Below are 25036 nucleotides of genomic sequence, written 5' to 3'. Positions count from 1 at the left end.
CCCTTATTTTTGTACTACGATATTTTCCTGGGAAGGATCAACATGCTGCAGTTGCAGCTTTTCCGTTGCGATCCGTTCAACCCGGCTGTGATCGCCGAGCGCGTTTTCTTCAAGGATCAGATTTCGCCATTCAATATCCAGCGCATCGCGTTCCAGTACCAACTGCTCGCGTTGCGCAGTCAATAAACGTGTATGGTGTGCGGTAGTCACCACCGTAACTGCCGTAACAATGATGCAAATGAACAGGCAGAGTGGCAGTTTCCCGAACCGCAAAAGATCGTCGCCGATCACGCCAGGCAAGGCATGGCGCTCGTTGCTTCCTAACGAATCCTTAACTTTGCTGAGGGTCTCTGTCACTCTGCCGATCATGCGTTCGTCCTCTCTGCAACACGCAGCACTGAACTACGGGCACGTGGATTCTCTGCCACCTCTTCTTCGCCCGGCATCAACTTGCCTAATGCTCGCAACTGACGGCCACCCAGCTTCCTGAGTTGTTCTTCCGTCATCGGCAGCCCCGCTGGCACCTGTGGACCGCGACTTTGTTCACGCATAAAGCGTTTCACAATACGGTCTTCCAGCGAATGGAAGCTGATGATGGATAACCGCCCACCCGGGGCCAGCACGTCGAGCGAGCTTTTTAGCGCCAGCTCTATTTCCTCCAGTTCACTGTTTACCCAGATGCGAACCGCCTGGAAGGTACGGGTCGCGGGATGTTTGTGTTTATCCTTCACCGGCGTCGCCGCCGCGATCACTTCGGCCAGCTCTTTGGTGCGAGTCATTGGCTCAATGCGGTTGCGCTCAACAATGGCGCGCGCAATACGTTTGCCAAAACGCTCTTCGCCAAAGGTTTTGATGACCCATGCAATATCCGCTTCGTCAGCGGTCTGTAACCACTCGGCGGCAGACTGGCCACGCGTCGGATCCATCCGCATGTCCAGCGGACCATCACGCATAAAAGAGAAGCCGCGTTCAGCATCATCAAGCTGAGGTGAAGAGACGCCAAGATCGAGAAGAATCCCGTCGATCTTGCCCGTCAGGCCGCGCTCGGCAACGTATTCCGCAAGCGCAGAGAAAGGTCCATGCACGATGGAAAAACGTGGATCATTGATGGTCTGTGCAACGGCAATCGCCTGCGGATCGCGATCGATTGCCAGCAGACGTCCTTCCTCACCCAGCTGGGAGAGGATCAAACGCGAGTGGCCACCGCGACCAAAAGTGCCATCAATGTAGATGCCATCCGGACGAATATTCAGGCCGTTAACAGCCTCGTCCAGTAACACCGTTTTATGTTTATAATTTTCCATCATATTTATAGAGACAAGTCCTGCAGCCGTTCCGATAATGTCGCGGAATCAGACTGCTCAGCGTCGATATCTTCCTTGACCTGTTGATACCAGGTCGTTTCATCCCACAGTTCAAATTTGTTGAACTGCCCGACCAGCATCACTTCTTTGGTCAGACCGGCATGTTGCCGTAATACAGGCGCAATCAGTAATCGCCCTGCGTTATCCATCTGACATTCACTGGCATGTCCCAATAACAACCGCTGCACGCGGCGTTCCTGCGGGTTCATGCTCGACAGTCGCGACAGCTTTTGCTCAATAATTTCCCATTCAGGCAGGGGGTAAAGCAGCAGGCAGGGGGAGTTAATGTCAATGGTGCAAACCATTTGACCCGCAGCGTTCTCAATCAGCTGGTCGCGGTATCGGGTTGGTACCGATAAACGCCCTTTGCTGTCGAGATTGACTAACGTTGCTCCACGGAACATGCCAGTCTCACCCCTCCTCACCACTTTAACCCACAAATTCCCACCTAAAGGAGTTTACGGAGCGAGGGAAAAGCTTGTCAAGCCAGGACTCTCCCTGTAAGGACCCGAAAGCCCTCTATTTACAGAGATAAACACTCCTGGTTAATAACTGCACAACTGGCGAGGCAAAATTAACGTTATGAATATTTGTAAGAAAAAAACCGAATATGCACACTAGCGTTAAAGCTCACTCAATATCATCGCAGATAAAATAAAGTGTCAGTTTGCGACGCGGGCAGCATTTTATGACAGATTCTCAGGGGATAACAGTGCCAGATTCACCAGGACACACGGTAAACGCGGCGGTTAGCAGGTCAGCTGTCAAAGGAAGAGAAAAAACGTCTGAATATTCATCGACCGAAGAGGGTTTGTAACAAAGTAATACAAAAATAGCCGATTAAAAGGGCTCAGTCGTTCTTAAAAGGACAATTTAAGCGTCAGAATGAATTAAGAAAAATAGGAGATTATGATCCCTCAAGAATTATCCTAATTTCTCTCCGGGAATTATCTTCCCGAATTATCACAACAAAATGGGGCAGATTTCTCCGCCCCGGAAATTTCATTTATGACGGCTTAAAATTCCGCGATGGTAGAGATTACGTTTGATACGCGTCAGGCCTGGCTTCGGTTTACGGGGCTCATCCAGACTCGCCAGCACAATCTCCAGCACGCGTTCAGCCACATCACGATGACGCTGTGCTACCGCCAGCACCGGGCACTGGAGAAAGTCCAGCAGCTCGTTATCGCCGAAAGTGGCAATGGCCAGGTCGGAGGGGAGCTTGCCTTCACGCCGTAAGGTCACATCCATTACCCCTTGCAGAAGTGCAAAAGAGGTAGTGAACAACGCCTGAGGCATCGGGTGCGTCTCCAGCCATTTCTCGAACAACTGCGCAGCGGCTTCACGTTCGTAGCTGTTGGCATAGAGGTAATGTACCTCGCGCGGATCGTCTTTCCAGGCGGTTCTGAAACCCTGCTCACGCAAAAAACTCACAGAAAGCTCAGGCAGCGCGCCAAGATAAAGCACGGTTTCTGCCGGGAACGTTCTTAGCTCAGCGGCCAGCATTTCTGCATCATCCTGATCGGCACCCACGACGCTCGTGAAATGCTCGCGGTCCAGGGCGCGATCCAGCGCGACGATCGGGAACGGGTCGTTCGCCCAGCGCTGGTAGAATGGATGCTCCGGGGGTAAGGAAGTCGACACGATAATGGCATCGACCTGACGCTGGAGCAGATGCTCAATACAGCGCATCTCGTTGTCGGGCTGATCTTCCGAGCAGGCAATCAGCAGTTGATAGCCGCGCTGGCGCGCCTGGCGCTCAAGATAGTTGGCGATACGGGTATAGCTGGTGTTTTCCAGGTCCGGGATCACCAGACCAATAGAGCGAGTGCGCCCGGCACGCAGGCCGGCTGCGACAGCATTCGGATGGTAGTTATGTTCACGAACCACCGCCATAACTTTTTCAACGGTCTTATCGCTGACACGGTACTGTTTTGCTTTACCGTTAATCACATAGCTGGCCGTTGTTCGTGACACGCCGGCTAGCCGGGCGATTTCATCCAGTTTCACAATTGCCCCTTAAAAAAAGAAAAGAGTCCATGGCCCTGTCAAGGTTATGGTTAAATCTTTTAACATCTAAACGCAGAAAAGCCTTCGCGGCAACCGCTTTTATCTGCGTTGTCGGCTGATTACGCAAAAAAAAGCCCGGCTTTGGTGACCGGGCAGAAAGAGGCGAACCTTTTTGACAACTAACGCATGATTTTCTCGCCGCGTGACAGACCCACTACACCCGATCTCGCCACCTCAACAATTTTGGCTACATCCCGCACGGATGCCAGGAAAGCATCCAGCTTGTCGCTCGTCCCCACCAACTGCACCGTATAAAGAGAAGGCGTGACGTCGATAATCTGTCCGCGGAAAATATCCGCATTGCGTTTGACTTCTTCACGCCCGTAGCCACTGGCCTGAATTTTCACCAGCATAACCTCACGCTCAACGTAAGCCCCCTGCCCCAGCTCGCTCACGCGCAGTACGTCGACCAGTTTATGCAGCTGTTTTTCAATTTGCTCAAGAACTTTCGCGTCGCCGACGGTCTGGATCGTCATGCGCGACAGCGTTGGGTCATCCGTCGGGGCGACAGTCAGGCTTTCAATGTTATAGCCGCGCTGTGCAAAAAGCCCAATGACGCGCGACAGGGCGCCAGACTCGTTTTCCAGTAAAACAGACAATATCCGGCGCATATCAGGTTCTCTCCGTTTTGCTTAACCACATTTCATCCATACCCCCACCACGAATATGCATCGGATAAACGTGCTCGGTGCCATCAACAATGACATCCATAAAGACGAGGCGGTTGTTTTTAACGTGTTCAAGCGCTTCTGCGAGCTTCGTTTCCAGCTCAGCCGGCTCAGTCACACGCATGCCAACATGGCCGTATGCTTCAGCCAGGCGAACAAAATCCGGTAGCGATTTCATGTATGACTGTGAGTGACGGCCAGAATAGATCATATCTTGCCACTGCTTCACCATGCCGAGGTAGCCGTTATTCAGGTTCAGCACGAGAACCGGCAGTTCATATTGCAGCGCAGTCGACAGCTCCTGAATGTTCATCTGGATACTGCCATCTCCGGTCACGCAGACGACGGTTTCATTCGGCAGCGCCAGCTTCACGCCCAGCGCTGCGGGCAGACCAAATCCCATCGTTCCTAAACCACCCGAGTTGATCCAGTGTCGCGGTTTATCAAATGGATAATACAGGGCGGCAAACATCTGGTGTTGCCCTACATCGGAGGTCACATACGCTTCACCTTTGGTCAGCCGCCACACCGCTTCGATAACCGCCTGCGGCTTAATGTTTTCACTGTGCGTGTCATATTTCAGACACTGACGCGCACGCCACTGTTCAATCTGCTGCCACCAGTCGCGGATCTCATCCAGCGGCTGGGTAGCACTTTCCTGCCCCAGCAGCTCCAGCATTTGCTCCAGGACCTGTCGGGCATCTCCGACGATCGGCACGTCAGCCGACACCGTTTTTGAGATTGACGTCGGATCGATATCAATGTGCAGGACGGTCGCGTTCGGACAATACTTCGCCAGATTGTTGGTCGTGCGATCGTCAAAGCGCACGCCTACGGCAAAGATCACATCGGAATGGTGCATCGTCATGTTGGCTTCATAGGTGCCGTGCATACCCAGCATACCCAGTGCCTGACGGTGGGTAGCGGGAAATGCCCCCAGTCCCATCAGCGACGATGCAACAGGAAGGTTAAGCTTTTCAATGAGTTCACGCAGCTGGACCTCGCAGGCAGCATTGATCGCGCCGCCACCAACATAGACAACCGGTTTTTTAGCTGCCAGAAGCGTTTGCAACGCGCGCTTAATTTGACCTTTATGGCCTTGCGTGGTTGGGTTGTAGGAACGCATGCTCACCGATTCCGGCCAGACGTAAGGCAGTTTGTTGGCCGGGTTCAGGATATCTTTAGGCAGATCGACCACGACCGGACCCGGACGCCCGCTTGCCGCCAGCCAGAAGGCTTTTTTCAGTACGCCTGGAATGTCTTCGGTTTGCTTAACCAGGAAGCTGTGCTTCACCACGGGACGCGAAATCCCGACCATGTCGCACTCCTGAAACGCATCGTAGCCAATCAGTGAGGTCGCCACCTGCCCGGAGAGGATCACCAGCGGAATAGAGTCCATATACGCCGTTGCAATGCCGGTAATGGCGTTTGTCGCGCCGGGACCGGACGTGACTAAGACCACGCCCACTTCACCCGTCGCACGCGCCAGGCCGTCAGCCATGTGGACCGCCGCCTGCTCGTGACGTACCAGAACATGGTCAATGCCCCCAACCGTATGCAGCGCATCATAAATATCAAGGACCGCGCCGCCAGGGTAGCCGAACACTTGCTTCACGCCCTGGTCGATCAGCGACCGGACGACCATTTCCGCGCCAGACAACATCTCCATGCTTTGCCTCCAGGCATTGTGTTACAGACGGAGTGCCGAAATCATTTCCGCACCGTCTTACGATTGGGATAAACCAATCTTATATTTTTGCAGAGTGTTCTTTACCTTAACCGCTCGTTTTGAGGCAGGCAATTAGCAAACCCGGGGAGACAATCGGTGCCTGAAGCAGAAAAAGCAGCCGTTAACGGAAGATATGGTTAATTCATCTGAGAATGGAGGATGGGATGACGAATCATCGCTGAAAAGCGCGACAATGCAGGAAATCATCTATTTTTGCGAACCAGACAGCCGCTCGAGAAAAAGCACAACAGAATAAAATATTACTACGCTTAATAAACACAGGATAAATCACATAACCTGATGCGATTTATCCTGAGACGTTTACCGGCGACAAATGCTAACAAGTAACTCTTCCATCCACTGGTGTCCTTTATCCCGCCCCGCCGCTTCATGCCAGGAGAGATAGCAGGTTCGGCTATTAAGCTTAAGCGGCAGTGGCAAAATTTGCAGATTTAAGGACTCAGAAAACTCTTCTGCCAGCCAGCGTGGCGCAATGGCCACCAGATGCGTCTGGGAGACCACATTTAATACGCTGACCATCGCCATGCCCTGATAGGCTACACATGCCTGTTTATCCGCCGTGTCATACCACGGCAGGCTAAAAGAAGCGTACCTGTCGAGAGCAACAACGGCGTGCTGCTCGTTATAAACATCACTTTCTCGTAGCGGAGAAGTCAGGCGCGGATGTTTTTTACTGGCGACCAACACCATTTCATCTTTAAACAGCGGTATGCAGGAAAATTCAGGCCGACGGAACTCTTCATATCCCAGGACAAATTCGATCTCCTGATACCGTAACTGATGTTCGGTGTTTTGATTAAGAGAGGATTTAAAGACCAAATTGATATTCGGTGCGATCTCTTCCACCTTATTATATATTATCGACGTTAAATAATTATCTAATGGGCTACAGACACAAAGATGAAAAACGCGTTCGCTGCTTAAGGGTTCAAACCCCGAGCCCGGCAACTCATTTTGTACCAACTGCAGCGCCTGGCGGATTGAGCCGAATAGCTGAAATGCACGCGCCGTGGGCTGAATCCCCCTGCCATAGCGGACGAACAGTTCATCGTTAAACATAACCTTGAGCCTGGCGACGGCATTACTGACCGCAGGCTGTGACATCCCCAACGTTTGTGCCGCGCGGGTGATATTCTGTTCCTGCATGACAGCATCAAATACCGTCAACAAATTCAGGTCCACGGTACGTAACTGCGGTTTAATCCCATCAGCAGTTTGAGCTTGTTTAATATTATTTTCTGGCACTTCAGACTCCACTGTCACGCTACACTCCCTTTGCCAACGTATTGTAATAATCTCGAAAAATATGATTTATCATGCAAATATAACCAGCGAAAGAGAATTGTTTAAAATTCGGAATATATAAAGACACTACAAGAACGGCAATAAAAGGTGCAAATGATATGTTTAACTTTAGGATTGAGATGAAACCATAAACCAAACAAATATACAATTCCCCGAGAGTTAATGATGACTTAAGTATTATTAAACTGTTATTGCCGCTGCACCTCATTACGTTAACAAGCTGTTATTCACACTCCTTTACCGAAGGGCCCGGATTGATTCATAGAACTTATAACTTAATGATATTAAAACCCTTTACGCCTGCAACACACTTAACAACGGCACCTTTCCGGTTTAAACAAATTATTTTTATTTATTTCTGCAACCTTTTTTCAAGTCCAAAAATAGACAATTAAACAGGTCAAAAAACACAAAACCAGCACAATAAGCTAAAGCAAACAGACTGCACATTTAGGCTGTCAGCGCCGTTTTTATCCTCAGGGGTTGACATGAACGGGCGTATCCAGTACCACTAAAAGCATATTGAATTTAACGGAGCACGATTCATGATTCGCACCATTCGTTTCACCGGTCTACTACTACTAAACGCATCCACTGTGCGCGGTAGACTGGCGGGCGAAATTCAGCGTTGAATCGTCACCAGTAAGACTAAAACCCGCGCCATTGCGCGGGTTTTTTTATGCTCGTAGCAAGGCGCCCTAAGACTGACAAGGACCTAACCCATGAGCCAGCAAGTCATTATTTTCGATACCACTTTACGTGACGGTGAACAGGCATTACAGGCAAGCCTGAGTGTTAAAGAGAAACTGCAGATCGCGCTGGCTCTCGAACGTATGGGTGTCGACGTGATGGAGGTCGGTTTCCCTGTCTCGTCTCCGGGTGATTTCGAATCCGTACAGACCATCGCCCGCACCATCAAAAACAGCCGCGTCTGTGGCCTGGCACGCTGTGTAGAGAAAGACATCGACGTCGCGGCCGAGTCGCTGAAAGTCGCCGAAGCGTTCCGTATCCATACCTTTATTGCGACCTCGCCAATGCATATCGCGACCAAATTGCGCAGCACGCTGGATGAGGTGATTGAACGTGCCGTGTATATGGTTAAGCGTGCACGCAACTATACCGATGACGTTGAATTCTCCTGTGAAGATGCAGGCCGTACGCCAATTGAAGACCTGGCGCGCGTTGTGGAAGCGGCCATCAACGCGGGCGCAAAAACCATCAATATCCCGGACACTGTCGGCTACACCATGCCGTTTGAGTTCTCCAGTATCATTACCGGTCTGTATGAGCGCGTACCGAATATTGATAAAGCCATTATCTCCGTTCATACCCATGACGATTTAGGCCTGGCCGTCGGTAACGCCATCGCCGCGGTACATGCCGGCGCACGTCAGGTTGAAGGGGCGATGAACGGCATCGGTGAGCGCGCAGGTAACTGCTCGCTGGAAGAAGTGATCATGGCGATCAAAGTGCGCAAAGACATCATGAACGTGCACACCCGCCTTAATCACAACGAAATCTGGCGCACCAGCCAGACCGTCAGCCAGATTTGCAACATGCCAATTCCGGCCAACAAAGCGATTGTCGGTACTGGCGCCTTCGCGCACTCCTCCGGTATTCACCAGGATGGCGTGCTGAAAAACCGCGAAAACTACGAAATCATGACCCCGGAATCTATCGGTCTGAATCAGGTGCAGTTGAACCTGACCTCGCGTTCCGGGCGTGCGGCGGTGAAACACCGTATGGAAGAGATGGGCTATAAGGACAGCGATTACAACATGGATCAGCTGTACGACGCGTTCCTGAAACTGGCCGACAAAAAAGGTCAGGTGTTTGACTATGACCTGGAAGCGCTGGCCTTTATTAACAAGCAGCAGGAAGAGCCGGAGCACTTCCGTCTGGATTACTTCAGCGTCCAGTCCGGCTCCAGCGACATCGCCACGGCGTCCATCAAACTGGCCTGTGGGGATGAGATTAAAGCAGAAGCGGCTAACGGTAACGGCCCTGTCGATGCCATCTACCAGGCGATTAATCGCGTCACCGAATATGACGTTGAGCTGGTGAAATATGACCTGACGGCCAAAGGCCACGGTAAAGATGCGCTGGGTCAGGTGGATATCGTCGTCAATTACAACGGCCGTCGCTTCCACGGCGTGGGTCTGGCGACCGACATCGTCGAATCTTCCGCCAAAGCGATGGTGCATGTTCTGAACAACATCTGGCGCGCCGCCGAAGTCGAGAAAGAGTTGCAACGCAAAGCTCAGAATAAAGAGAACAACAAGGAAACCGTGTAATGTCGAAGAATTACCATATTGCTGTGTTGCCGGGTGACGGTATTGGCCCGGAAGTAATGGCACAGGCGCTGAAAGTACTGGAAGCCGTTCGCGCGCGTTTTGCGATGAAAATCACCACCAGCCACTACGATGTGGGCGGTATTGCGATTGATAACCACGGCACGCCATTGCCGAAAGCCACCGTTGAAGGCTGCGAAAATGCCGATGCCGTGTTGTTTGGTTCCGTCGGTGGCCCCAAATGGGAACACCTGCCGCCCGCAGAGCAGCCCGAGCGCGGTGCGCTGCTGCCGCTGCGTAAGCATTTCAAGCTGTTCAGCAACCTGCGTCCGGCGAAGCTGTATCAGGGGCTGGAAGAGTTCTGCCCGCTGCGCGCGGACATCGCCGCCAATGGGTTTGATATTCTGTGCGTGCGTGAACTGACCGGCGGGATCTATTTCGGTCAGCCCAAAGGACGTGAAGGCAGCGGCCAGCATGAAAAAGCGTTCGATACCGAGGTGTATCACCGTTTCGAAATTGAACGTATCGCTCATATCGCGTTTGAGTCTGCGCGCAAGCGCCGTCATAAAGTGACCTCTATTGATAAAGCGAACGTGCTGCAGTCTTCCATTTTATGGCGCGAGATCGTCAGTGAAGTCGCTAAGCAGTACCCGGACGTTGAGCTGTCGCACATGTACATCGACAACGCGACCATGCAGTTGATCAAGGACCCTTCGCAGTTTGATGTCCTGCTGTGCTCCAACCTGTTCGGGGACATTCTTTCGGACGAATGCGCAATGATTACCGGCTCGATGGGCATGCTGCCATCCGCAAGCCTGAACGAAGAAGGGTTTGGCCTGTACGAGCCGGCAGGCGGTTCCGCCCCGGATATCGCGGGCAAAAACATCGCGAACCCGATTGCGCAGATCCTCTCTCTGGCCCTGCTGCTGCGCTACAGCCTGGATGCAGGCGATGCGGCAACCGCAATTGAAAACGCCATTAACCGGGCGTTAGAAGAAGGCGTCCGTACCGGTGATTTAGCACGCGGCACGGCGGCAGTCAGTACTGATGAAATGGGCGACATTATTGCCCGCTATGTCGCGCAAGGGGTGTAATCATGGCCAAAACCTTATATGAAAAATTGTTTGATGCGCACGTTGTTTACGAGGCACCAAACGAAACCCCGCTGCTGTATATCGACCGACATTTGGTACACGAGGTGACCTCTCCTCAGGCATTTGACGGCCTGCGTGCGCACAAGCGTCCGGTACGTCAGCCGGGAAAAACCTTCGCCACGATGGATCATAACGTTTCCACCCAGACCAAAGACATTAATGCCTCGGGTGAAATGGCACGTATCCAGATGCAGGAGCTGATTAAGAACTGTAACGAGTTTGGCGTTGAGCTTTACGATCTGAACCACCCTTATCAGGGCATCGTTCACGTGATGGGACCTGAACAGGGGATTACCCTGCCGGGCATGACCATCGTCTGCGGTGACTCCCATACCGCGACCCACGGTGCGTTTGGCGCCCTGGCGTTCGGGATTGGTACCTCTGAAGTTGAACACGTGCTGGCAACGCAGACCCTGAAACAGGGCCGCGCCAAAACCATGAAGATTGAAGTGAAGGGTAAAGCCGCGCCGGGCATTACCGCAAAAGATATCGTGCTGGCGATCATCGGTAAAACCGGCAGCGCGGGCGGTACCGGCCACGTGGTGGAATTCTGCGGCGAGGCCATCCAGGCGCTGAGCATGGAGGGGCGTATGACCCTCTGCAACATGGCCATTGAGATGGGTGCCAAAGCCGGTCTGGTCGCGCCAGATGAAACAACCTTTAACTATGTGAAGGGCCGTCTGCACGCGCCGAAAGGTCAGGATTTTGACGACGCGGTGGCGTACTGGAAAACCCTGAAAACCGACGACGGCGCAACCTTTGATACCGTCGTCACGCTGCAGGCAGAAGAGATTGCACCTCAGGTGACCTGGGGCACCAACCCGGGCCAGGTGATTTCCGTTAACGACACGATTCCTGACCCGGCGTCCTTTACCGATCCGGTGGAGCGTGCCAGTGCGGAAAAAGCGCTGGCCTATATGGGCCTGAAGCCCGGTGTACCGTTAACCGACGTGGCCATTGATAAGGTGTTTATCGGTTCCTGCACCAACTCCCGTATTGAAGATTTACGGGCGGCTGCAGAGATTGCCAAAGGCCGCAAAGTGGCGCCGGGCGTGCAGGCGCTGGTCGTTCCAGGCTCCGGTCCGGTGAAAGCTCAGGCGGAAGCCGAAGGTCTGGATAAGATCTTCATCGAGGCCGGTTTCGAGTGGCGCCTGCCTGGCTGCTCCATGTGTCTGGCGATGAACAATGACCGCCTGAATCCGGGCGAGCGTTGCGCTTCCACCAGCAACCGTAACTTTGAAGGCCGTCAGGGCCGCGGTGGGCGTACCCACCTGGTCAGCCCGGCAATGGCCGCCGCTGCGGCAGTCACCGGCCATTTCGCCGATATTCGCAGCCTGAAATAAGGAGACAATCATGGCAGAGAAATTTACCCAACATACCGGCCGGGTTGTCCCCCTGGACGCCGCTAACGTCGATACTGACGCGATCATTCCGAAACAGTTTCTGCAGAAAGTGACGCGTACCGGTTTTGGTGCCCACCTGTTTAATGACTGGCGTTTCCTGGACGACAAAGGCGAAGTGCCGAATCCCGAGTTCGTTCTGAATTTCCCGGAATATAAAGGGGCCTCCATTTTGCTGGCGCGGGAAAACTTCGGCTGCGGCTCATCCCGTGAGCACGCACCCTGGGCACTGACCGACTACGGTTTTAAAGTGGTTATCGCCCCAAGCTTCGCGGACATCTTTTACGGCAACAGCTTTAACAACCAGCTGCTGCCGGTCACGCTGAGCGACGAACAGGTCGATGAACTGTTCGCGCAGGTTAAGGCGAATCCGGGGATGTCGTTTGAGGTGGATCTGGAAGCAGAAGTGGTTAAAGCGGGCGATAAAACCTACCGCTTTAGCATCGATGCGTTCCGTCGTCACTGCATGCTGAACGGTCTGGACAGTATTGGTCTGACCCTGCAGCACGAAGATGCCATTTCAGCCTACGAGAAAAAACAGCCAGCGTTTATGGGCTAAAGGCAATGGCCCGCAACGAGCGGGCCATTACAAAGGGTGCGTTGAGGCTCAACCACTCTGGAGTGGCGGGGAAACACTCCCCGCCAATACCGCTAACGTCTTGCTTCGTAAGCCAACACTGCCGCCAGCTCCGTTTTCTCCTGTCTGAAGTGCAACTCACACAGCGAGTCGCGCACCATCCAGGTAAAGATCAACAGCGTCGTACAGATCAGAAACAAACCTAACAGCAGAGTACGTTTTGGCATTCCAGCCTCCTTATTGCTTTTCGGCAATGAAGAGACTAACCTCGCAATGTTGGTTGTGAAGTTGGTCTCCCCATCAGTTTATTGATGTGGGACGCTCCACTGTTTGCCTCTTGCGAAAGCCTGAGGCAAACAGCCTCAAGCACCCGCCACGCACTCTATTCCCCTTCTTCGTACCTGTCAGAAAGTCGTTCCATTTCGTGAAGCCGTCTTCCAGAATCAAACGTCTTTGACCCGGCAGGTCAGCCCAAGCGTAACCACCGAAATCGCCGCAATCATCCAGTACACCGAGGCATGTCCGTAACTTTGCGCCAGCGCCCCCTGAATCACGCCCGCCAGGATCACCCCGGTCGAAATACTGTTGGTAAAAAGCGTCGTTGCCGAGCCCGCGCGGCCAGGCATTAAGTCCTGGAACCAGAGCATGCCAATACCGGCGACAATGCCAATAAACACAGCGTTGAACAACTGCAGCGCCAGTAACGCTTCGCGCGAATGAAAAAGGATCAGCCCCGCGTAAAACAGTACCCCAGACGCCACCGCCACGATCATCATCCGACGCTTTCCGAAACGCTTAACGTAGTAACCCGCCAGAATCATTGCCGGAATTTCAAGCCCGGCCGCGGTACCCATTAAGATCCCGGCGAGCTTGTCCGGCAACCCCAGATCGCTGCTGATCCACAGCGGCATATCGATGATGTACATGGTGTTGCAGGTCCACATCAGCGTGGAGGCAATAAACAGCATCCGGACGTTTTTGTCCTGCCAGCCGCTCACCTCGGTGATGGGTTTATCCGTCGTCTGTTCAACGCGTGCCACGGACGGCAGGGCAAAGGCGATCAGGAGCAGACTGATGGCAAAAATCCCTGCGGCGATAGAGAACATGGCGGTAAAGCCATAGTTCAGTGCCAGCATAAAGGCCAGCGGCGGGCCAATGACCCACGCCAGCGAGAGCTGCGCACGCATCACCGAGCTGAACATCACCACTTCCCGCGCCGAGTTATCGGCATATTCCCGGGCCAGGGCGAACAGCTGCGGCATGGCGGTGTTCGCCAGCGAGGCCAGCAGCACGCCACAGGTAATGAGCGTCAGATAGTGCCGATTGAAAGCAAAGAGCAGCGCGTTACCCACAGCCATGGCGCAGCAAAAGAGGATCAGCTTACGACGATCGCCCTGGCTGTCCGAACGTTTCGCCAGCGCGAGACTGACCAGGATCCCGGCAACGGCGTTGACGGTATAAAACAGCCCCACCCAAAACGGCTGCTCGCCCACCTCGCGGCTGAGAAACAGGCTCAGCGTCGGTGCCTGCAGCGCCCCCGCCACGCCCATCATAAAGGCCACCAGCATAAAAGCGGCATAGACGCCATTCAGGCGTCGCCCCATCGTCATCAACCAGAGCATGCGCAAGTCCTTGTGAAAGCGGATCAAAACCGGGTGAAAGAATAAACGAAAAAAGCCAGCAAAAACATTTTGCTGGCGGGTGATAAGCACCAATACTCAGTCACACATGATCGAGGCGAGTTAGCGAGAAGAGGTCGGTTTCGTAACATCCCACTGCATCAGGTCTTCCAGTATTTTCAGCCGTTGCTCTGCACACTGGCGGGCCAGCCAGGACGTTCCTTTTGTCGCTGAAAAATAGTGCTGATAAAACTGACGTGCGGTAGACCTCTTCATAATTTACCTCCTCACTTCATCGGTAAGGATTATTGGCTTAATATAGGGATTAATAAATTGCTGATTTTTTGTCAGGAGTTCCTCTTTTATGCCTTCTGGTCGACTGCAACAACAATTTATCCGCCTCTGGCAGTGCTGCGAGGGGCAATCGCAGGAGACCACGCTGAACGAGCTGGCCGACCTGCTGAGCTGCTCCCGCCGCCATATGCGCACGCTGCTCAATACCATGCAGCAGCAGGGCTGGTTAAGCTGGGAAGCGGAGGCGGGACGCGGTAAACGATCGCGCCTGACCTTCCTCTATACCGGGCTGGCGTTGCAGCAGCAGCGCGCCGAAGACCTGCTGGAGCAGGACCGAATTGACCAGCTGGTGCAGCTGGTGGGCGATAAAGCCGCGGTGCGCCAGATGCTGGTTTCCCATCTCGGACGCAGTTTCCGCCAGGGCCGTCACATCCTGCGGGTCCTCTACTATCGGCCGATGAAAAACCTGTTGCCCGGCACGGCCTTACGCCGCTCAGAAACCCATATGGCCCGACAAATCTTCAGCGGCCTGACGCGGATAAATGAGGAAAATGGGGAACTGGAAGCAGATATCGCTCACCACTGGCAGCAACTTTCCCCGCTTCACTGGCGCTTTTTTTTACGCCCCGGCATCCACTTTCATCATGGCCGCGAGCTGGAAATGCACGACGTCATCACCTCTCTGGAACGCGCCCGCACGCTGCCGCTCTACTCGCATATTTCGCGCGTCCACTCGCCAACGGCATGGACGCTGGATATTGAGCTTTCACAGCAGGACCAGTGGCTCCCCTGGCTGCTGGGCTATGTGCCGTCAATGATTTTGCCCGGCGAGTGGGAATCGATGAACAATTTTGCCAGCCTGCCGATAGGTACCGGGCCCTACGCCGTCTCCCGTAATAATAACAACCAGCTGAAAATCCGCGCGTTTGATGACTACTTTGGCTATCGGGCGCTGATCGACGAAGTGAATGTGTGGGTATTGCCGGATCTGAATGAAGAGCTGAGCGCCGGCCTGACGCTGGAAGGTCCCACCACGGGAGAAAAGGCCGTGGAGAGTCGCCTGGAGGAGGGATGCTACTATCTGCTGTTCGACAGCCGCACCCACCGCGGGGCCAACCCGGCCGTCCGTAAGTGGATCAGCCATATACTGTCCCCTTCCAACCTGATCTACCATGCGGAAGAGCAGTATCAGACCTACTGGTTCCCGGCGTACGGCCTGCTACCGCGCTGGCACCATGCCCGCCCGGCGCACGCCGACAAACCTGCTGGGCTGGAGTCCATCTCACTGACCTACTACCGCGAGCATGTGGAGCATCGTTTTATCGCCAGGATCATGACCAGGCTGCTGGCAGCGGAAGGGGTTAAGCTGGAGATCAGGGAAGTGGATTATCACGAATGGCACCAGGGGGAGATAACCAGTGATATCTGGCTGAACAGCGCCAACTTCACCCTGCCGCTCGATTTTTCATTATTCTCACACCTTTATGAAGTCCCGCTGATCCAGCACTGCATCGACCGTGACTGGCAACAGGATGCCGCCCGGTGGCGTGCGGGCGAGATGAATCTTGCCGTATGGTGCCAGCAGCTGCTGGCTGAACAGGCGATCGTTCCCTTGATCCACCACTGGCTGATGATCCAGGGGCAACGCAGTATGCGAGGCCTGCGGATGAATACCCTGGGCTGGTTCGATTTCAAATCGGCCTGGTTTGCACCGCCGGAACCATAACACTTTCGTAATATTCACCAAATCATTACAATACCGCCGTTCTCAACGGGGTGCTGCATCACAGATGTGCGCTGAGATAATACCCGTCGAACCTGATCCGGATAACGCCGGCGAAGGGATTTGAGGCTGTCGCTCAAAATCCTTTGCCACTCAACCCTGAGGTGCAAAGTGTTAAAAAAAGTTCTTCCCCTGCTGGCGCTGTTTGCGCTGCCTGCTTTAGCTAAGCCCGTTCTGACGGTCTACACCTACGACTCTTTCTCTGCCGACTGGGGCCCAGGCCCGGTCGTCAAAAAAGCCTTTGAAGCGGACTGTAACTGCGAACTGAAGTTCGTGGCGCTGGAGGACGGCGTTTCCCTGCTCAACCGTCTGCGCATGGAAGGAAAAAACAGTAAAGCGGATGTGGTACTCGGGCTCGATAACAACCTGCTGGAGGCCGCCTCGCAAACCAAACTCTTTGCCAAAAGCGGCGTAGCGGCAGAAGCCGTTAACGTGCCTGGCGGCTGGAAAAACGACACCTTTGTGCCGTTCGACTACGGCTACTTTGCTTTTGTCTATGACAAAAACAAGCTGAAAAACCCGCCGAAGAGCCTGAAAGAGCTGGTGGAAAGCGACCAGAAATGGCGTGTAATTTATGAAGACCCGCGCACCAGTACGCCGGGTCTGGGCCTGCTGCTGTGGATGCAAAAAGTCTACGGGGACAAAGCGCCCCAGGCGTGGCAGAAGCTGGCCGCCAAAACCGTGACGGTGACCAAAGGCTGGAGCGAAGCCTATGGCCTGTTCCTGAAAGGCGAAAGCGACCTGGTGTTGAGCTACACCACCTCCCCGGCTTACCACATTATCGCCGAGAAGAAAGACAACTACGCGGCTGCTGATTTTGCTGAAGGGCATTATCTGCAGGTAGAAGTGGCCGCGCGTACCGCCGCCAGCAAACAGCCGGAGCTGGCAGAAAAATTCCTGAAATTTATGGTATCACCTGCCTTCCAGAACGCTATTCCTGCAGGGAACTGGATGTATCCCGTCACGAATGTTGCGCTACCAGCAGGGTTCGAGCAGCTGACCAAACCAAAAACCTCGCTGGAATTTACGCCGCAGCAGGTCGCCGCGCAGCGTGCAGCATGGGTAAGTGAATGGCAACGCGCCGTCAGCCGTTAATTCCCGGCTGGTTACTGCCCGGGCTGCTCGCCGCCATAGTCATGGTGGCGGTCAGTCTGGGTGCCTTTCTTGCGTTGTGGTTTAACGCGCCAGAGAGCGACCTGCTCGCGCTCTGGCACGACAGCTATCTCTGGCACGTCATCCGTTTTTCATTCTGGCAGGCGTTTCTGTCTGCCCTGCTGTCGGTCATTCCGGCCATTTTTCTTGCACGCGCGCTCTATCGCAGGCGTTTCCCTGGCAGGCAGGCCCTGCTGCGCCTGTGCGCCATGACCCTGATCCTGCCCGTGCTGGTGGCCGTTTTTGGCATTCTCAGCGTTTACGGCCGCCAGGGCTGGCTGGCCTCTCTGTGCGGCCTGCTTGGTCTTGAATGGACCTTCTCGCCTTACGGGCTGAAAGGCATTTTGCTGGCGCACGTGTTTTTCAATATGCCGATGGCGACACGCCTCTTTTTGCAGGCGCTGGAGAACATTCCCGGCGAACAGCGTCAGATTGCCGCCCAGCTTGGTATGCGCGGCATCTCATTCTTCCGCTTTGTCGAATGGCCGTGGCTGCGCCGCCAGCTCCCGCCCGTAGCGGCATTGATCTTCATGCTCTGCTTTGCCAGCTTTGCAACCGTGCTTTCACTCGGCGGCGGGCCGCAGGCCACCACCATTGAGCTGGCGATTTACCAGGCGCTGAGTTACGACTACGATCCCGGACGCGCCGCGCTGCTGGCGATAGTCCAGATGACGTGCTGTCTGGCTCTGGTCATGCTCAGCCAGCGCCTGAGTAAAGCCATTCCCCCTGGCAGTAATCAGATAGCGGGCTGGCGCGATCCGCAGGACAGCCTGCACAGCCGCATCTCCGATGTTCTCCTGATTGCGCTGGCGCTGGCGCTGCTGCTACCGCCGCTGCTGGCCGTTATCATTGACGGTCTGAACCTCAATCTTCTGTCCGTTCTGCAACAGCCTGTCCTCTGGCAGGCCACCGGGACCTCGCTTCGCATTGCGCTGGCGGCCGGGCTGCTGTGCGTCATGCTGACCATGATGCTGCTGTGGAGCAGCCGTGAACTCTATGCCCGGCACGCCCGAAAGGCCGGACACGCGCTGGAGCTGACAGGCATGCTGATTCTGGCCATGCCAGGCATCGTGCTGGCGACGGGCTTCTTCCTGCTGTTCAACAGCACCCTCGGCCTGCCGGACAGCGCTGACGGCATTGTGATCTTTACCAATGCGTTAATGGCCATCCCTTACGCGCTCAAGGTACTGGAAAACCCGATGCGCGATGTCAACAGCCGCTACAGTTTGCTCTGTCAGTCGCTGGGGATGCAGGGCTGGCAACGGCTGAAGGTGGTGGAATTACGCGCGCTAAAACGCCCGCTGGCGCAGGCGCTGGCGTTTGCCTGCGTGCTCTCCATTGGTGACTTTGGGGTCGTGGCGCTGTTTGGCAATGACAATTTCCGTACGCTGCCCTACTGGCTGTATCAGCAAATCGGCTCTTACCGCAGCCAGGACGGCGCGGTTACCGCACTGTTACTGCTGCTGCTGTGCTTTGCTTTATTTACCGTAATCGAAAAACTTCCGGGGCGTAATGTTAAAACTGACTGATGTAACCTGGCTCTATCAGCATCTGCCGATGCGCTTCACGCTCTCCGTGCGCCAGGGAGAGATGATTGCTGTGCTCGGACCAAGCGGAGCGGGTAAAAGCACGCTGCTTAATTTGATTGCGGGTTTTCTGCAGCCGGCGAGCGGATCTATAGTCATTGAAAACCGGGACCATACCCACACGCCCCCCGCACAACGTCCTGTCTCCATGCTGTTTCAGGAAAATAACCTGTTTACCCATCTGACAGTGCGGCAGAACATTGCCCTCGGGATGGATCCGGGACTCAAGCTGAACGCAGCCCAACGTCAAAAGCTGGAGATCATTGCTACACAGATGGGGATCATCGGGTTTATCGACAGACTGCCGGGCGAGCTCTCTGGTGGCCAGCGTCAGCGCGTGGCGCTGGCGCGGTGTCTGGTGCGCGAACAGCCGGTACTGCTGCTGGATGAGCCGTTCTCTGCGCTCGATCCCGCCCTGCGTCAGGAGATGCTGGCGCTGGTGCAGGACGTCTGTCAGCGCCAGCAGCTGACGATGCTGATGGTGTCGCACAGCATCGAGGATGCCGCACGGATTGCCCCGCGATCGGTAGTAATCGCGGAGGGACGCATTTTGTGGGATGGAGCAACAGAAGCGCTGCTGAGTGGTAAGGCGGGGGCGTCTTCATTGTTGGGCATTCCTGCGGCCTGATGCCCTCACCCTGCCCCTCTCCCATGTACAGTCCGGGGAGAGGGAAAACAACATCAATGGCTCACAACCTTCAACAGGATCTCACCGTACACCGGCATCAGCGGGTGACGAATCAACGCCACCAGCGCCACCACCGCCACGCCCAGCGTCAGCGGCGCCAGCCACAACAGGCGAGCGCGGGGAAGATAGCGCGTCAGGCGATCGATATTCGCTTTCGCGCTGCGCCACAGACGCCAGCACAGCCATGCCGCCAGCCACAGCAGCAGCGCGGTACCCAGCAGCAGCCACTTAAACTCGCCGCTTTGCATACCGTCAGGAATATCGATGGCCGCACCCGCGAGGATCCCCGGCAGGAAGTAGAACGGCGGCCAGAAGACGCAGCCGATGATATTCGGCACTACGAATTTTGCGACCGGCAGATCCAGCATCCCGGCGACCATGGGAACCAGCGGACGCGTGGGGCCGACAAAGCGGCCGACGAGAATGGTAAACATGCTGTGCTGGTGCAGCGCTTGCTCGGTTTTATCCAGCAAGGCTTTGTTCTTTTTCATGAACGACCAGCGGTGCAGCGGCTTCTTAAAGCGCCAGCCCAGCCAGAAGGAGATCCAGTCGCCCAGCAGACAGCCGACGATCCCGGCCAGCCACGCCTGCCAGAAATTGACCTCACCGCTGCCAATCAGCGCGCCAAGCCCTGCCATCATCACGGTGCCGGGCAGGATTAACCCCACGAGCGCCAGCGATTCCAGAAAGGCCACCAGCGCCACGGCGATGAGCGAATACATAACGGACTGGGTGATAAAGTGTTCCAGCAATGCCTGCATAACTATTCCGGTCAGAAAACGAATCAGCGATTCTGCTTAGCGCCCCGCACCGCGTCAAGGCAACAATTGTCTGAATAGTTTACAGGTTGCTTTGAGCATTCACCTGTTTGTTTATCTTTTTTTACCGTTCATTCACAACCCGCGCGGAATTCGCTCGGGCTGGCGCCGGTACACTTTTTAAACACACGAGAAAAATAGAGCTGATCTTCAAAGCCTACGTTGCGCCCCACGGTGGCGATCGGCATCCGGGTGGTGCTGAGCAGAAGCTTCGCCTGGCTTATACGCTGATCCTCACGCCAGCTCAGCACGCTGACGCCAAGCTGCTGACGAAACAGATGCGACAGCCGCGACGGTGAGAGACAGACATGCTGGGCAACGCTGGCGATATCAAACTGGCTATCGGCCAGATGGTCACTGATGTACTGGCAGGCATCGCGCACGCGGTTATCCAGCGGCGGATTCAGCGACGCGTTAATCGCCTCCATCCGTCGCAGCAGCAGTTGTTCAAGCAGGTTAATCGCCAGCAGTTCGGCATAACGGCCTCCCGCCTGCCCCGCCTCAATAATCTGCGCAAAAAGCTCGCGAAACTGCGCCAGATGCGCCTCATCCGGGCGGTAATAACCGGTGTGCGCAAAAATGGCTGGCCATGAAAGCCACTCCTGCCAGTAGGCGCGCGGACGGAAGTAGACCCACTGGTGATACCACTCCTTGGCATCCGGGTGACGGCCGTAATGGTGGATCTCTCCCGGGGGGAACAGCAGGATGTCTCCGGGGCGGCAGATGAACTGCTGGTCACCATTCTTGATAACCCCCTCCCCTCGCACGGTCAGGTTGAGAATATAACCTTTCATCCCGAGCGGTCGGTCAATGTAAAAATCGAGATATCCCTCAGCCTCGATAGGGGTCAGCCCCGCCACAAGGTGCGCGTTAAACGAGTATCCCGGCAGAAGGGGATCGTTTTGCGTTTCGGCCATAGATTCAGTTCTCCCAAGGGTCCTGAAGGAAACCAATTGTCCATATCATTAAAAGCAGGTCAAAAATGGTCTGCGAAAAGATCTCAAAAGCGTTATGCCTCTTTTACGTCCGCCATGTTTCAGCCTTTCCCCCTGATTTCTCCGCCAGAGCAGGCAGATCAGCAGTAACAAAAGTGTCTATAAGTGCGGCAGAAATGTCCACATTGAATATTTGCACGGCGTCACACTTTCCGTTGTAACAGCAATTTAGTCCATAAGATTAGCGGATCCTGCCTGACGATTTTCGCCCCCAGTCTCTAATGTTCTTCCATACCTGTTTTTTCGATGGAGCAACACCATGGCAATTGCGATTGGCCTCGATTTTGGCAGCGACTCGGTTCGTGCGCTGGCAGTGGACTGTACGTCCGGCCAGGAGATAGCAACCAGCGTTGAGTGGTACCCGCGCTGGCAAGAGGGGCGCTACTGCGATGCGCCAAACAACCAGTTCCGTCACCACCCGCGTGACTACATTGAGTCGATGGAAGCGGCAATCAAAACCGTCCTTGCTGACCTGACTGAGGCCCAGCGGGCAGAGATTGTCGGGATTGGCGTCGACAGCACTGGCTCCACGCCCGCCCCTGTGGATGCCGAAGGGCGCGTACTCGCGCTGCGCCCGGAGTTTGCCGACAACCCGAACGCCATGTTCGTGTTGTGGAAAGACCATACCGCCGTGGAAGAGGCCGAAGCTATCACCCGCCTGTGCCATCAGCCAGGTAAAACAGACTACTCGCGCTACATTGGCGGGATTTACTCCAGCGAATGGTTCTGGGCCAAGATCCTGCACGTTACCCGCGCGGACGCATCGGTTGCCCAGGCAGCCGTCTCCTGGATTGAACTGTGCGACTGGGTTCCCGCCCTGCTCTCTGGCACCACGCGGCCACAGGATATCCGCCGCGGCCGCTGCAGCGCCGGACATAAATCCCTCTGGCACGAAAGCTGGGGCGGCCTGCCTCCGGCGGCGTTCTTCGATGAACTCGACCCGATCATCAACAAAAACCTGAAATACCCGCTGTTTACCGACACCTTCACCGCCGATATTCCCGTCGGCACGCTTTGCGAAGAGTGGGCGACGCGTCTCGGCCTGCCGCAGAACGTGGCGATCTCCGGCGGCGCGTTTGACTGCCATATGGGCGCCGTCGGTGCCGGCGCGCAGCCTAATACGCTGGTGAAAGTGATTGGCACCTCCACCTGCGACATCCTGACGGCGGATAAAGCCACCGTCGGCGAGCGTGCGGTGAAAGGTATTTGCGGCCAGGTTGACGGCAGCGTGGTGCCGGACTTCATTGGCCTCGAAGCCGGTCAGTCCGCGTTTGGCGATATCTACGCCTGGTTTGGTCGCGTGCTGGGCTGGCCGCTGGATCAGCTGGCGGCCGCGCATCCGGAACTGAAAGCGCACATTGCCGAGAGTAAAAAACAGCTTCTGCCGCAGCTCACGGACGCCTGGGCAAAAAATCCGTCTCTCGATCACCTGCCGGTAGTGCTGGACTGGTTTAACGGTCGCCGCACGCCGTTTGCCAACCAGCGCCTGAAAGGGGTCATTACCGATCTCAACCTCGCGACCGACGCACCAGCGCTGTTCGGTGGCCTGATTGCCGCCACCGCCTTCGGTGCCCGCGCGATTATGGAGTGCTTCACCGAGCAGGGCATCGACGTGAATAACGTGATGGCGCTGGGGGGCATTGCCCGTAAAAACCCGGTCATCATGCAGGCCTGCTGCGACGTGCTGAACCGTCCGCTGCAGATTGTCGCGTCCGATCAATGCTGCGCGCTGGGCGCGGCAATTTTTGCCGCCGTGGCCGCCGGTGTTCATGCCGATATCCCGACTGCGCAGCAGCACATGGCAAGCGCCGTTGAAAATACGCTCCAGCCGCGTACCCAGCAGGCAGAACGCTTCGAACAGCTTTATCAGCGCTACCAGCAATGGGCAAAAAGCGCCGAACTTCACTATCTCCCTGTCGCCGCCCCGGCCAAAAGCACCGCGGACACTACGGCAACCCTGACCCATTAAGGACACGATGATGACCATTTTTAATAACTATGAAGTGTGGTTTGTGATTGGCAGCCAGCATCTGTACGGACCACAGGCGCTGCAACAGGTAACGAAACACGCGGAGCACGTTGTTAACGCGCTGAATGCGGAAGCCAAACTGCCCTGCAAACTGGTGCTGAAACCGCTGGGCACGACACCGGATGAGATCACCCATATCTGCCGCGACGCGAACTACGACGATAAATGCGCCGGTCTGGTGGTGTGGCTGCACACCTTCTCACCGGCCAAAATGTGGATCAACGGTCTCTCCATCCTTAACAAACCGCTGCTGCAGTTCCATACCCAGTTCAACGCCTCCTTGCCGTGGGACAGCATTGACATGGACTTCATGAACCTGAACCAGACCGCGCACGGCGGCCGCGAGTTCGGCTTCATCGGCGCGCGTATGCGTCAGCAGCACGCGGTGGTGACCGGCCACTGGCAGGACAGCCATGCACAACAACGTATCGGCTCCTGGATGCGCCAGGCGGTCTCTAAACAGGACACCCGCCATCTGAAAGTGGTGCGTTTTGGCGACAACATGCGTGAAGTGGCGGTGACCGACGGCGACAAAGTGGCCGCGCAGATCAAGTTTGGCTTCTCCGTCAACACCTGGGCCGTGGGCGACCTGGTACAGGTGGTGAATGAAATCAGCGACGGCGACGTCAGCGCGCTGGTGGATGAGTACGAAAGCCGCTACCGCCTGACGCCTGCGGCACAAATCAACGGCGACAAGCGCCAGAACGTGCTGGATGCGGCACGCATTGAGCTGGGCATGAAGCGCTTCCTGGAACAGGGCGGTTTCCACGCCTTTACCACGACGTTTGAAGATCTTCATGGCCTGAAACAGCTGCCCGGCCTGGCAGTACAACGTCTGATGCAGCAGGGCTACGGCTTTGCCGGGGAAGGCGACTGGAAAACTGCCGCTCTGCTTCGCATCATGAAGGTGATGTCGACCGGTCTGCAGGGCGGCACCTCCTTCATGGAGGACTACACCTACCACTTCGAGAACGGCAACGATCTGGTGCTCGGCTCACACATGCTTGAGGTGTGCCCTTCTATCGCGGTGGAAGAGAAGCCGATCCTCGACGTGCAGTACCTCGGCATTGGCGGTAAAGCCGATCCGGCACGTCTGATCTTCAACACCCGTACCGGCCCGGCCATCAACGCCAGCCTGATCGATCTGGGGGATCGTTTCCGCCTGCTGGTGAACTGCGTTGATGCCGTTGAAACGCCCCATTCTCTGCCAAAACTGCCGGTCGCTAACGCCCTGTGGAAAGCACAGCCGGATCTGCCAACCGCGTCAGAAGCGTGGATCCTGGCCGGCGGCGCGCACCATACCGTCTTCAGCCACGCGCTGGATCTGAACGACATGCGTCAGTTCGCCGAGCTGCACGATATCGAGCTGACCGTGATTGATAACGATACCCGCCTGCCGGCTTTCAAAGACGCGCTGCGCTGGAACGAAGTTTATTACGGTTCAAAACGCTAAGCCCTGAATGCCCGGTGGCGCTGCGTTGACCGGGCCTACG

General features: G+C 55.4%; 23 protein-coding genes and 1 riboswitch. Of the genes, 11 read left to right on the top strand and 12 right to left on the bottom strand.

Features of this window, described 5'->3' with window-relative positions; all coding sequences use genetic code 11:
• Positions 1-3 precede the first annotated feature (3 nt).
• The 7 genes from ftsL to leuO all read right to left on the bottom strand — a co-directional run bounded on the left by ftsL (position 4) and on the right by leuO (position 7097).
• Positions 4-369 (bottom strand): cell division protein FtsL, encoded by a 366-nt coding sequence (gene ftsL / locus SP99_RS03475; protein WP_025756747.1) that lies wholly within the window; start codon positions 367-369, stop codon positions 4-6.
• Positions 366-1307, bottom strand: a complete 942-nt coding sequence (gene rsmH, locus SP99_RS03470; protein WP_023310390.1) for a 16S rRNA (cytosine(1402)-N(4))-methyltransferase RsmH — start codon at positions 1305-1307, stop codon at positions 366-368. The genes ftsL and rsmH overlap by 4 nt, the downstream gene beginning before the upstream one ends.
• A gap of 2 nt (positions 1308-1309) precedes the next feature.
• Positions 1310-1768, bottom strand: coding sequence for a division/cell wall cluster transcriptional repressor MraZ (mraZ, locus tag SP99_RS03465; protein ID WP_021240528.1), 459 nt, complete (start codon positions 1766-1768; stop codon positions 1310-1312).
• Positions 1769-2366: 598 nt separating this feature from the next.
• The gene (gene cra, locus SP99_RS03460; protein ID WP_014168621.1) at positions 2367-3374 is read right to left on the bottom strand and encodes a catabolite repressor/activator; all 1008 of its coding nucleotides are present in this window, start codon (positions 3372-3374) and stop codon (positions 2367-2369) included.
• 179 nt (positions 3375-3553) lie between these two features.
• Positions 3554-4045 (bottom strand): acetolactate synthase small subunit, encoded by a 492-nt coding sequence (gene ilvN / locus SP99_RS03455; protein ID WP_014882536.1) that lies wholly within the window; start codon positions 4043-4045, stop codon positions 3554-3556.
• Position 4046: 1 nt separating this feature from the next.
• A complete protein-coding gene (gene ilvI, locus SP99_RS03450; protein ID WP_025756746.1) occupies positions 4047-5771 on the bottom strand; it encodes an acetolactate synthase 3 large subunit in 1725 nt (574 codons plus the stop codon).
• 381 nt (positions 5772-6152) lie between these two features.
• The gene (gene leuO / locus SP99_RS03445; protein ID WP_047959766.1) at positions 6153-7097 is read right to left on the bottom strand and encodes a transcriptional regulator LeuO; all 945 of its coding nucleotides are present in this window, start codon (positions 7095-7097) and stop codon (positions 6153-6155) included.
• 605 nt (positions 7098-7702) lie between these two features.
• Here leuO and leuL point away from each other — a divergent pair.
• The 5 genes from leuL to leuD all read left to right on the top strand — a co-directional run bounded on the left by leuL (position 7703) and on the right by leuD (position 12561).
• Positions 7703-7789, top strand: a complete 87-nt coding sequence (leuL, locus tag SP99_RS25275; RefSeq protein WP_071530973.1) for a leu operon leader peptide — start codon at positions 7703-7705, stop codon at positions 7787-7789.
• Positions 7790-7879: 90 nt separating this feature from the next.
• On the top strand, positions 7880-9451 hold the full coding sequence (gene leuA, locus SP99_RS03440; RefSeq protein ID WP_047957748.1) for a 2-isopropylmalate synthase: 1572 nt from the start codon (positions 7880-7882) through the stop codon (positions 9449-9451).
• Positions 9451-10542 (top strand): 3-isopropylmalate dehydrogenase, encoded by a 1092-nt coding sequence (leuB, locus tag SP99_RS03435; RefSeq protein WP_025758003.1) that lies wholly within the window; start codon positions 9451-9453, stop codon positions 10540-10542. Before leuA ends, leuB begins: the two co-directional genes overlap by 1 nt.
• A 2-nt stretch (positions 10543-10544) precedes the next feature.
• A complete protein-coding gene (gene leuC / locus SP99_RS03430; RefSeq protein ID WP_047957747.1) occupies positions 10545-11945 on the top strand; it encodes a 3-isopropylmalate dehydratase large subunit in 1401 nt (466 codons plus the stop codon).
• A gap of 10 nt (positions 11946-11955) precedes the next feature.
• On the top strand, positions 11956-12561 hold the full coding sequence (gene leuD, locus SP99_RS03425; RefSeq protein ID WP_025758004.1) for a 3-isopropylmalate dehydratase small subunit: 606 nt from the start codon (positions 11956-11958) through the stop codon (positions 12559-12561).
• Positions 12562-12653: 92 nt separating this feature from the next.
• Here the strand turns inward: leuD and SP99_RS03420 are convergent, their stop codons facing one another.
• From SP99_RS03420 to sgrT, 3 genes are all read right to left on the bottom strand, one after another.
• Positions 12654-12806, bottom strand: coding sequence for a Hok/Gef family protein (locus tag SP99_RS03420; protein ID WP_047957746.1), 153 nt, complete (start codon positions 12804-12806; stop codon positions 12654-12656).
• A gap of 216 nt (positions 12807-13022) precedes the next feature.
• The gene (locus SP99_RS03415; protein ID WP_047957745.1) at positions 13023-14201 is read right to left on the bottom strand and encodes a sugar efflux transporter; all 1179 of its coding nucleotides are present in this window, start codon (positions 14199-14201) and stop codon (positions 13023-13025) included.
• Between the two features lie 120 nt (positions 14202-14321).
• A complete protein-coding gene (gene sgrT, locus SP99_RS23040) occupies positions 14322-14474 on the bottom strand; it encodes a glucose uptake inhibitor SgrT (protein WP_032672519.1) in 153 nt (50 codons plus the stop codon).
• 88 nt (positions 14475-14562) lie between these two features.
• On the opposite strand from sgrT, the gene sgrR reads away from it, so the two are divergent.
• From sgrR to thiQ, 4 genes are all read left to right on the top strand, one after another.
• The gene (sgrR, locus tag SP99_RS03410) at positions 14563-16218 is read left to right on the top strand and encodes an HTH-type transcriptional regulator SgrR (RefSeq protein WP_047957744.1); all 1656 of its coding nucleotides are present in this window, start codon (positions 14563-14565) and stop codon (positions 16216-16218) included.
• Between the two features lie 36 nt (positions 16219-16254).
• Positions 16255-16355, top strand: a riboswitch (TPP riboswitch).
• Between the two features lie 31 nt (positions 16356-16386).
• Positions 16387-17370, top strand: coding sequence for a thiamine ABC transporter substrate binding subunit (gene thiB / locus SP99_RS03405; protein ID WP_047957743.1), 984 nt, complete (start codon positions 16387-16389; stop codon positions 17368-17370).
• Positions 17346-18956 carry a thiamine/thiamine pyrophosphate ABC transporter permease ThiP gene (gene thiP / locus SP99_RS03400; RefSeq protein ID WP_047957742.1) on the top strand — a complete coding sequence of 537 codons (1611 nt, stop codon included), beginning with the start codon at positions 17346-17348 and terminating at the stop codon, positions 18954-18956. The genes thiB and thiP overlap by 25 nt, the downstream gene beginning before the upstream one ends.
• The gene (gene thiQ, locus SP99_RS03395) at positions 18940-19641 is read left to right on the top strand and encodes a thiamine ABC transporter ATP-binding protein ThiQ (RefSeq protein WP_047957741.1); all 702 of its coding nucleotides are present in this window, start codon (positions 18940-18942) and stop codon (positions 19639-19641) included. Before thiP ends, thiQ begins: the two co-directional genes overlap by 17 nt.
• 53 nt (positions 19642-19694) lie before the next feature.
• Here thiQ and SP99_RS03390 read toward each other — a convergent pair whose 3' ends face one another.
• Both SP99_RS03390 and araC read right to left on the bottom strand, forming a co-directional pair.
• Positions 19695-20462, bottom strand: coding sequence for a DedA family protein (locus SP99_RS03390; protein WP_047957740.1), 768 nt, complete (start codon positions 20460-20462; stop codon positions 19695-19697).
• A 128-nt stretch (positions 20463-20590) separates the two neighbouring features.
• Positions 20591-21436 (bottom strand): arabinose operon transcriptional regulator AraC, encoded by an 846-nt coding sequence (araC, locus tag SP99_RS03385; RefSeq protein ID WP_047957739.1) that lies wholly within the window; start codon positions 21434-21436, stop codon positions 20591-20593.
• A gap of 337 nt (positions 21437-21773) precedes the next feature.
• Here araC and araB point away from each other — a divergent pair, with 337 nt between their 5' ends.
• Together araB and araA are read left to right on the top strand one after the other, a co-directional pair.
• Entirely contained in the window at positions 21774-23483 is a 1710-nt protein-coding gene (gene araB, locus SP99_RS03380; RefSeq protein WP_047957738.1) for a ribulokinase, read from the top strand.
• A gap of 10 nt (positions 23484-23493) precedes the next feature.
• Positions 23494-24996: an L-arabinose isomerase gene (araA, locus tag SP99_RS03375; protein ID WP_025758011.1), complete on the top strand. Its 1503-nt coding sequence runs from the start codon at positions 23494-23496 to the stop codon at positions 24994-24996.
• Positions 24997-25036 lie beyond the last annotated feature (40 nt).

It is taken from the genome of Enterobacter sp. BIDMC92, from assembly GCF_001030225.1.
GTDB lineage: Bacteria > Pseudomonadota > Gammaproteobacteria > Enterobacterales > Enterobacteriaceae > Enterobacter > Enterobacter sichuanensis.
This window is presented reverse-complemented; position numbering and strand designations above follow the sequence as displayed.

Coding starts and splice junctions, on each gene's coding strand:
- ftsL (WP_025756747.1), bottom strand. CDS start 369: ATGATCGGCAGAGTGACAGAGACCCTCAGCAAAGTTAAGGATTCGTTA.
- rsmH (WP_023310390.1), bottom strand. CDS start 1,307: ATGATGGAAAATTATAAACATAAAACGGTGTTACTGGACGAGGCTGTT.
- mraZ (WP_021240528.1), bottom strand. CDS start 1,768: ATGTTCCGTGGAGCAACGTTAGTCAATCTCGACAGCAAAGGGCGTTTA.
- ilvN (WP_014882536.1), bottom strand. CDS start 4,045: ATGCGCCGGATATTGTCTGTTTTACTGGAAAACGAGTCTGGCGCCCTG.
- ilvI (WP_025756746.1), bottom strand. CDS start 5,771: ATGGAGATGTTGTCTGGCGCGGAAATGGTCGTCCGGTCGCTGATCGAC.
- leuL (WP_071530973.1), top strand. CDS start 7,703: ATGATTCGCACCATTCGTTTCACCGGTCTACTACTACTAAACGCATCC.
- leuA (WP_047957748.1), top strand. CDS start 7,880: ATGAGCCAGCAAGTCATTATTTTCGATACCACTTTACGTGACGGTGAA.
- leuB (WP_025758003.1), top strand. CDS start 9,451: ATGTCGAAGAATTACCATATTGCTGTGTTGCCGGGTGACGGTATTGGC.
- leuC (WP_047957747.1), top strand. CDS start 10,545: ATGGCCAAAACCTTATATGAAAAATTGTTTGATGCGCACGTTGTTTAC.
- leuD (WP_025758004.1), top strand. CDS start 11,956: ATGGCAGAGAAATTTACCCAACATACCGGCCGGGTTGTCCCCCTGGAC.
- SP99_RS03420 (WP_047957746.1), bottom strand. CDS start 12,806: ATGCCAAAACGTACTCTGCTGTTAGGTTTGTTTCTGATCTGTACGACG.
- SP99_RS03415 (WP_047957745.1), bottom strand. CDS start 14,201: ATGCTCTGGTTGATGACGATGGGGCGACGCCTGAATGGCGTCTATGCC.
- sgrT (WP_032672519.1), bottom strand. CDS start 14,474: ATGAAGAGGTCTACCGCACGTCAGTTTTATCAGCACTATTTTTCAGCG.
- sgrR (WP_047957744.1), top strand. CDS start 14,563: ATGCCTTCTGGTCGACTGCAACAACAATTTATCCGCCTCTGGCAGTGC.
- thiP (WP_047957742.1), top strand. CDS start 17,346: ATGGCAACGCGCCGTCAGCCGTTAATTCCCGGCTGGTTACTGCCCGGG.
- thiQ (WP_047957741.1), top strand. CDS start 18,940: ATGTTAAAACTGACTGATGTAACCTGGCTCTATCAGCATCTGCCGATG.
- SP99_RS03390 (WP_047957740.1), bottom strand. CDS start 20,462: ATGCAGGCATTGCTGGAACACTTTATCACCCAGTCCGTTATGTATTCG.
- araC (WP_047957739.1), bottom strand. CDS start 21,436: ATGGCCGAAACGCAAAACGATCCCCTTCTGCCGGGATACTCGTTTAAC.
- araB (WP_047957738.1), top strand. CDS start 21,774: ATGGCAATTGCGATTGGCCTCGATTTTGGCAGCGACTCGGTTCGTGCG.
- araA (WP_025758011.1), top strand. CDS start 23,494: ATGACCATTTTTAATAACTATGAAGTGTGGTTTGTGATTGGCAGCCAG.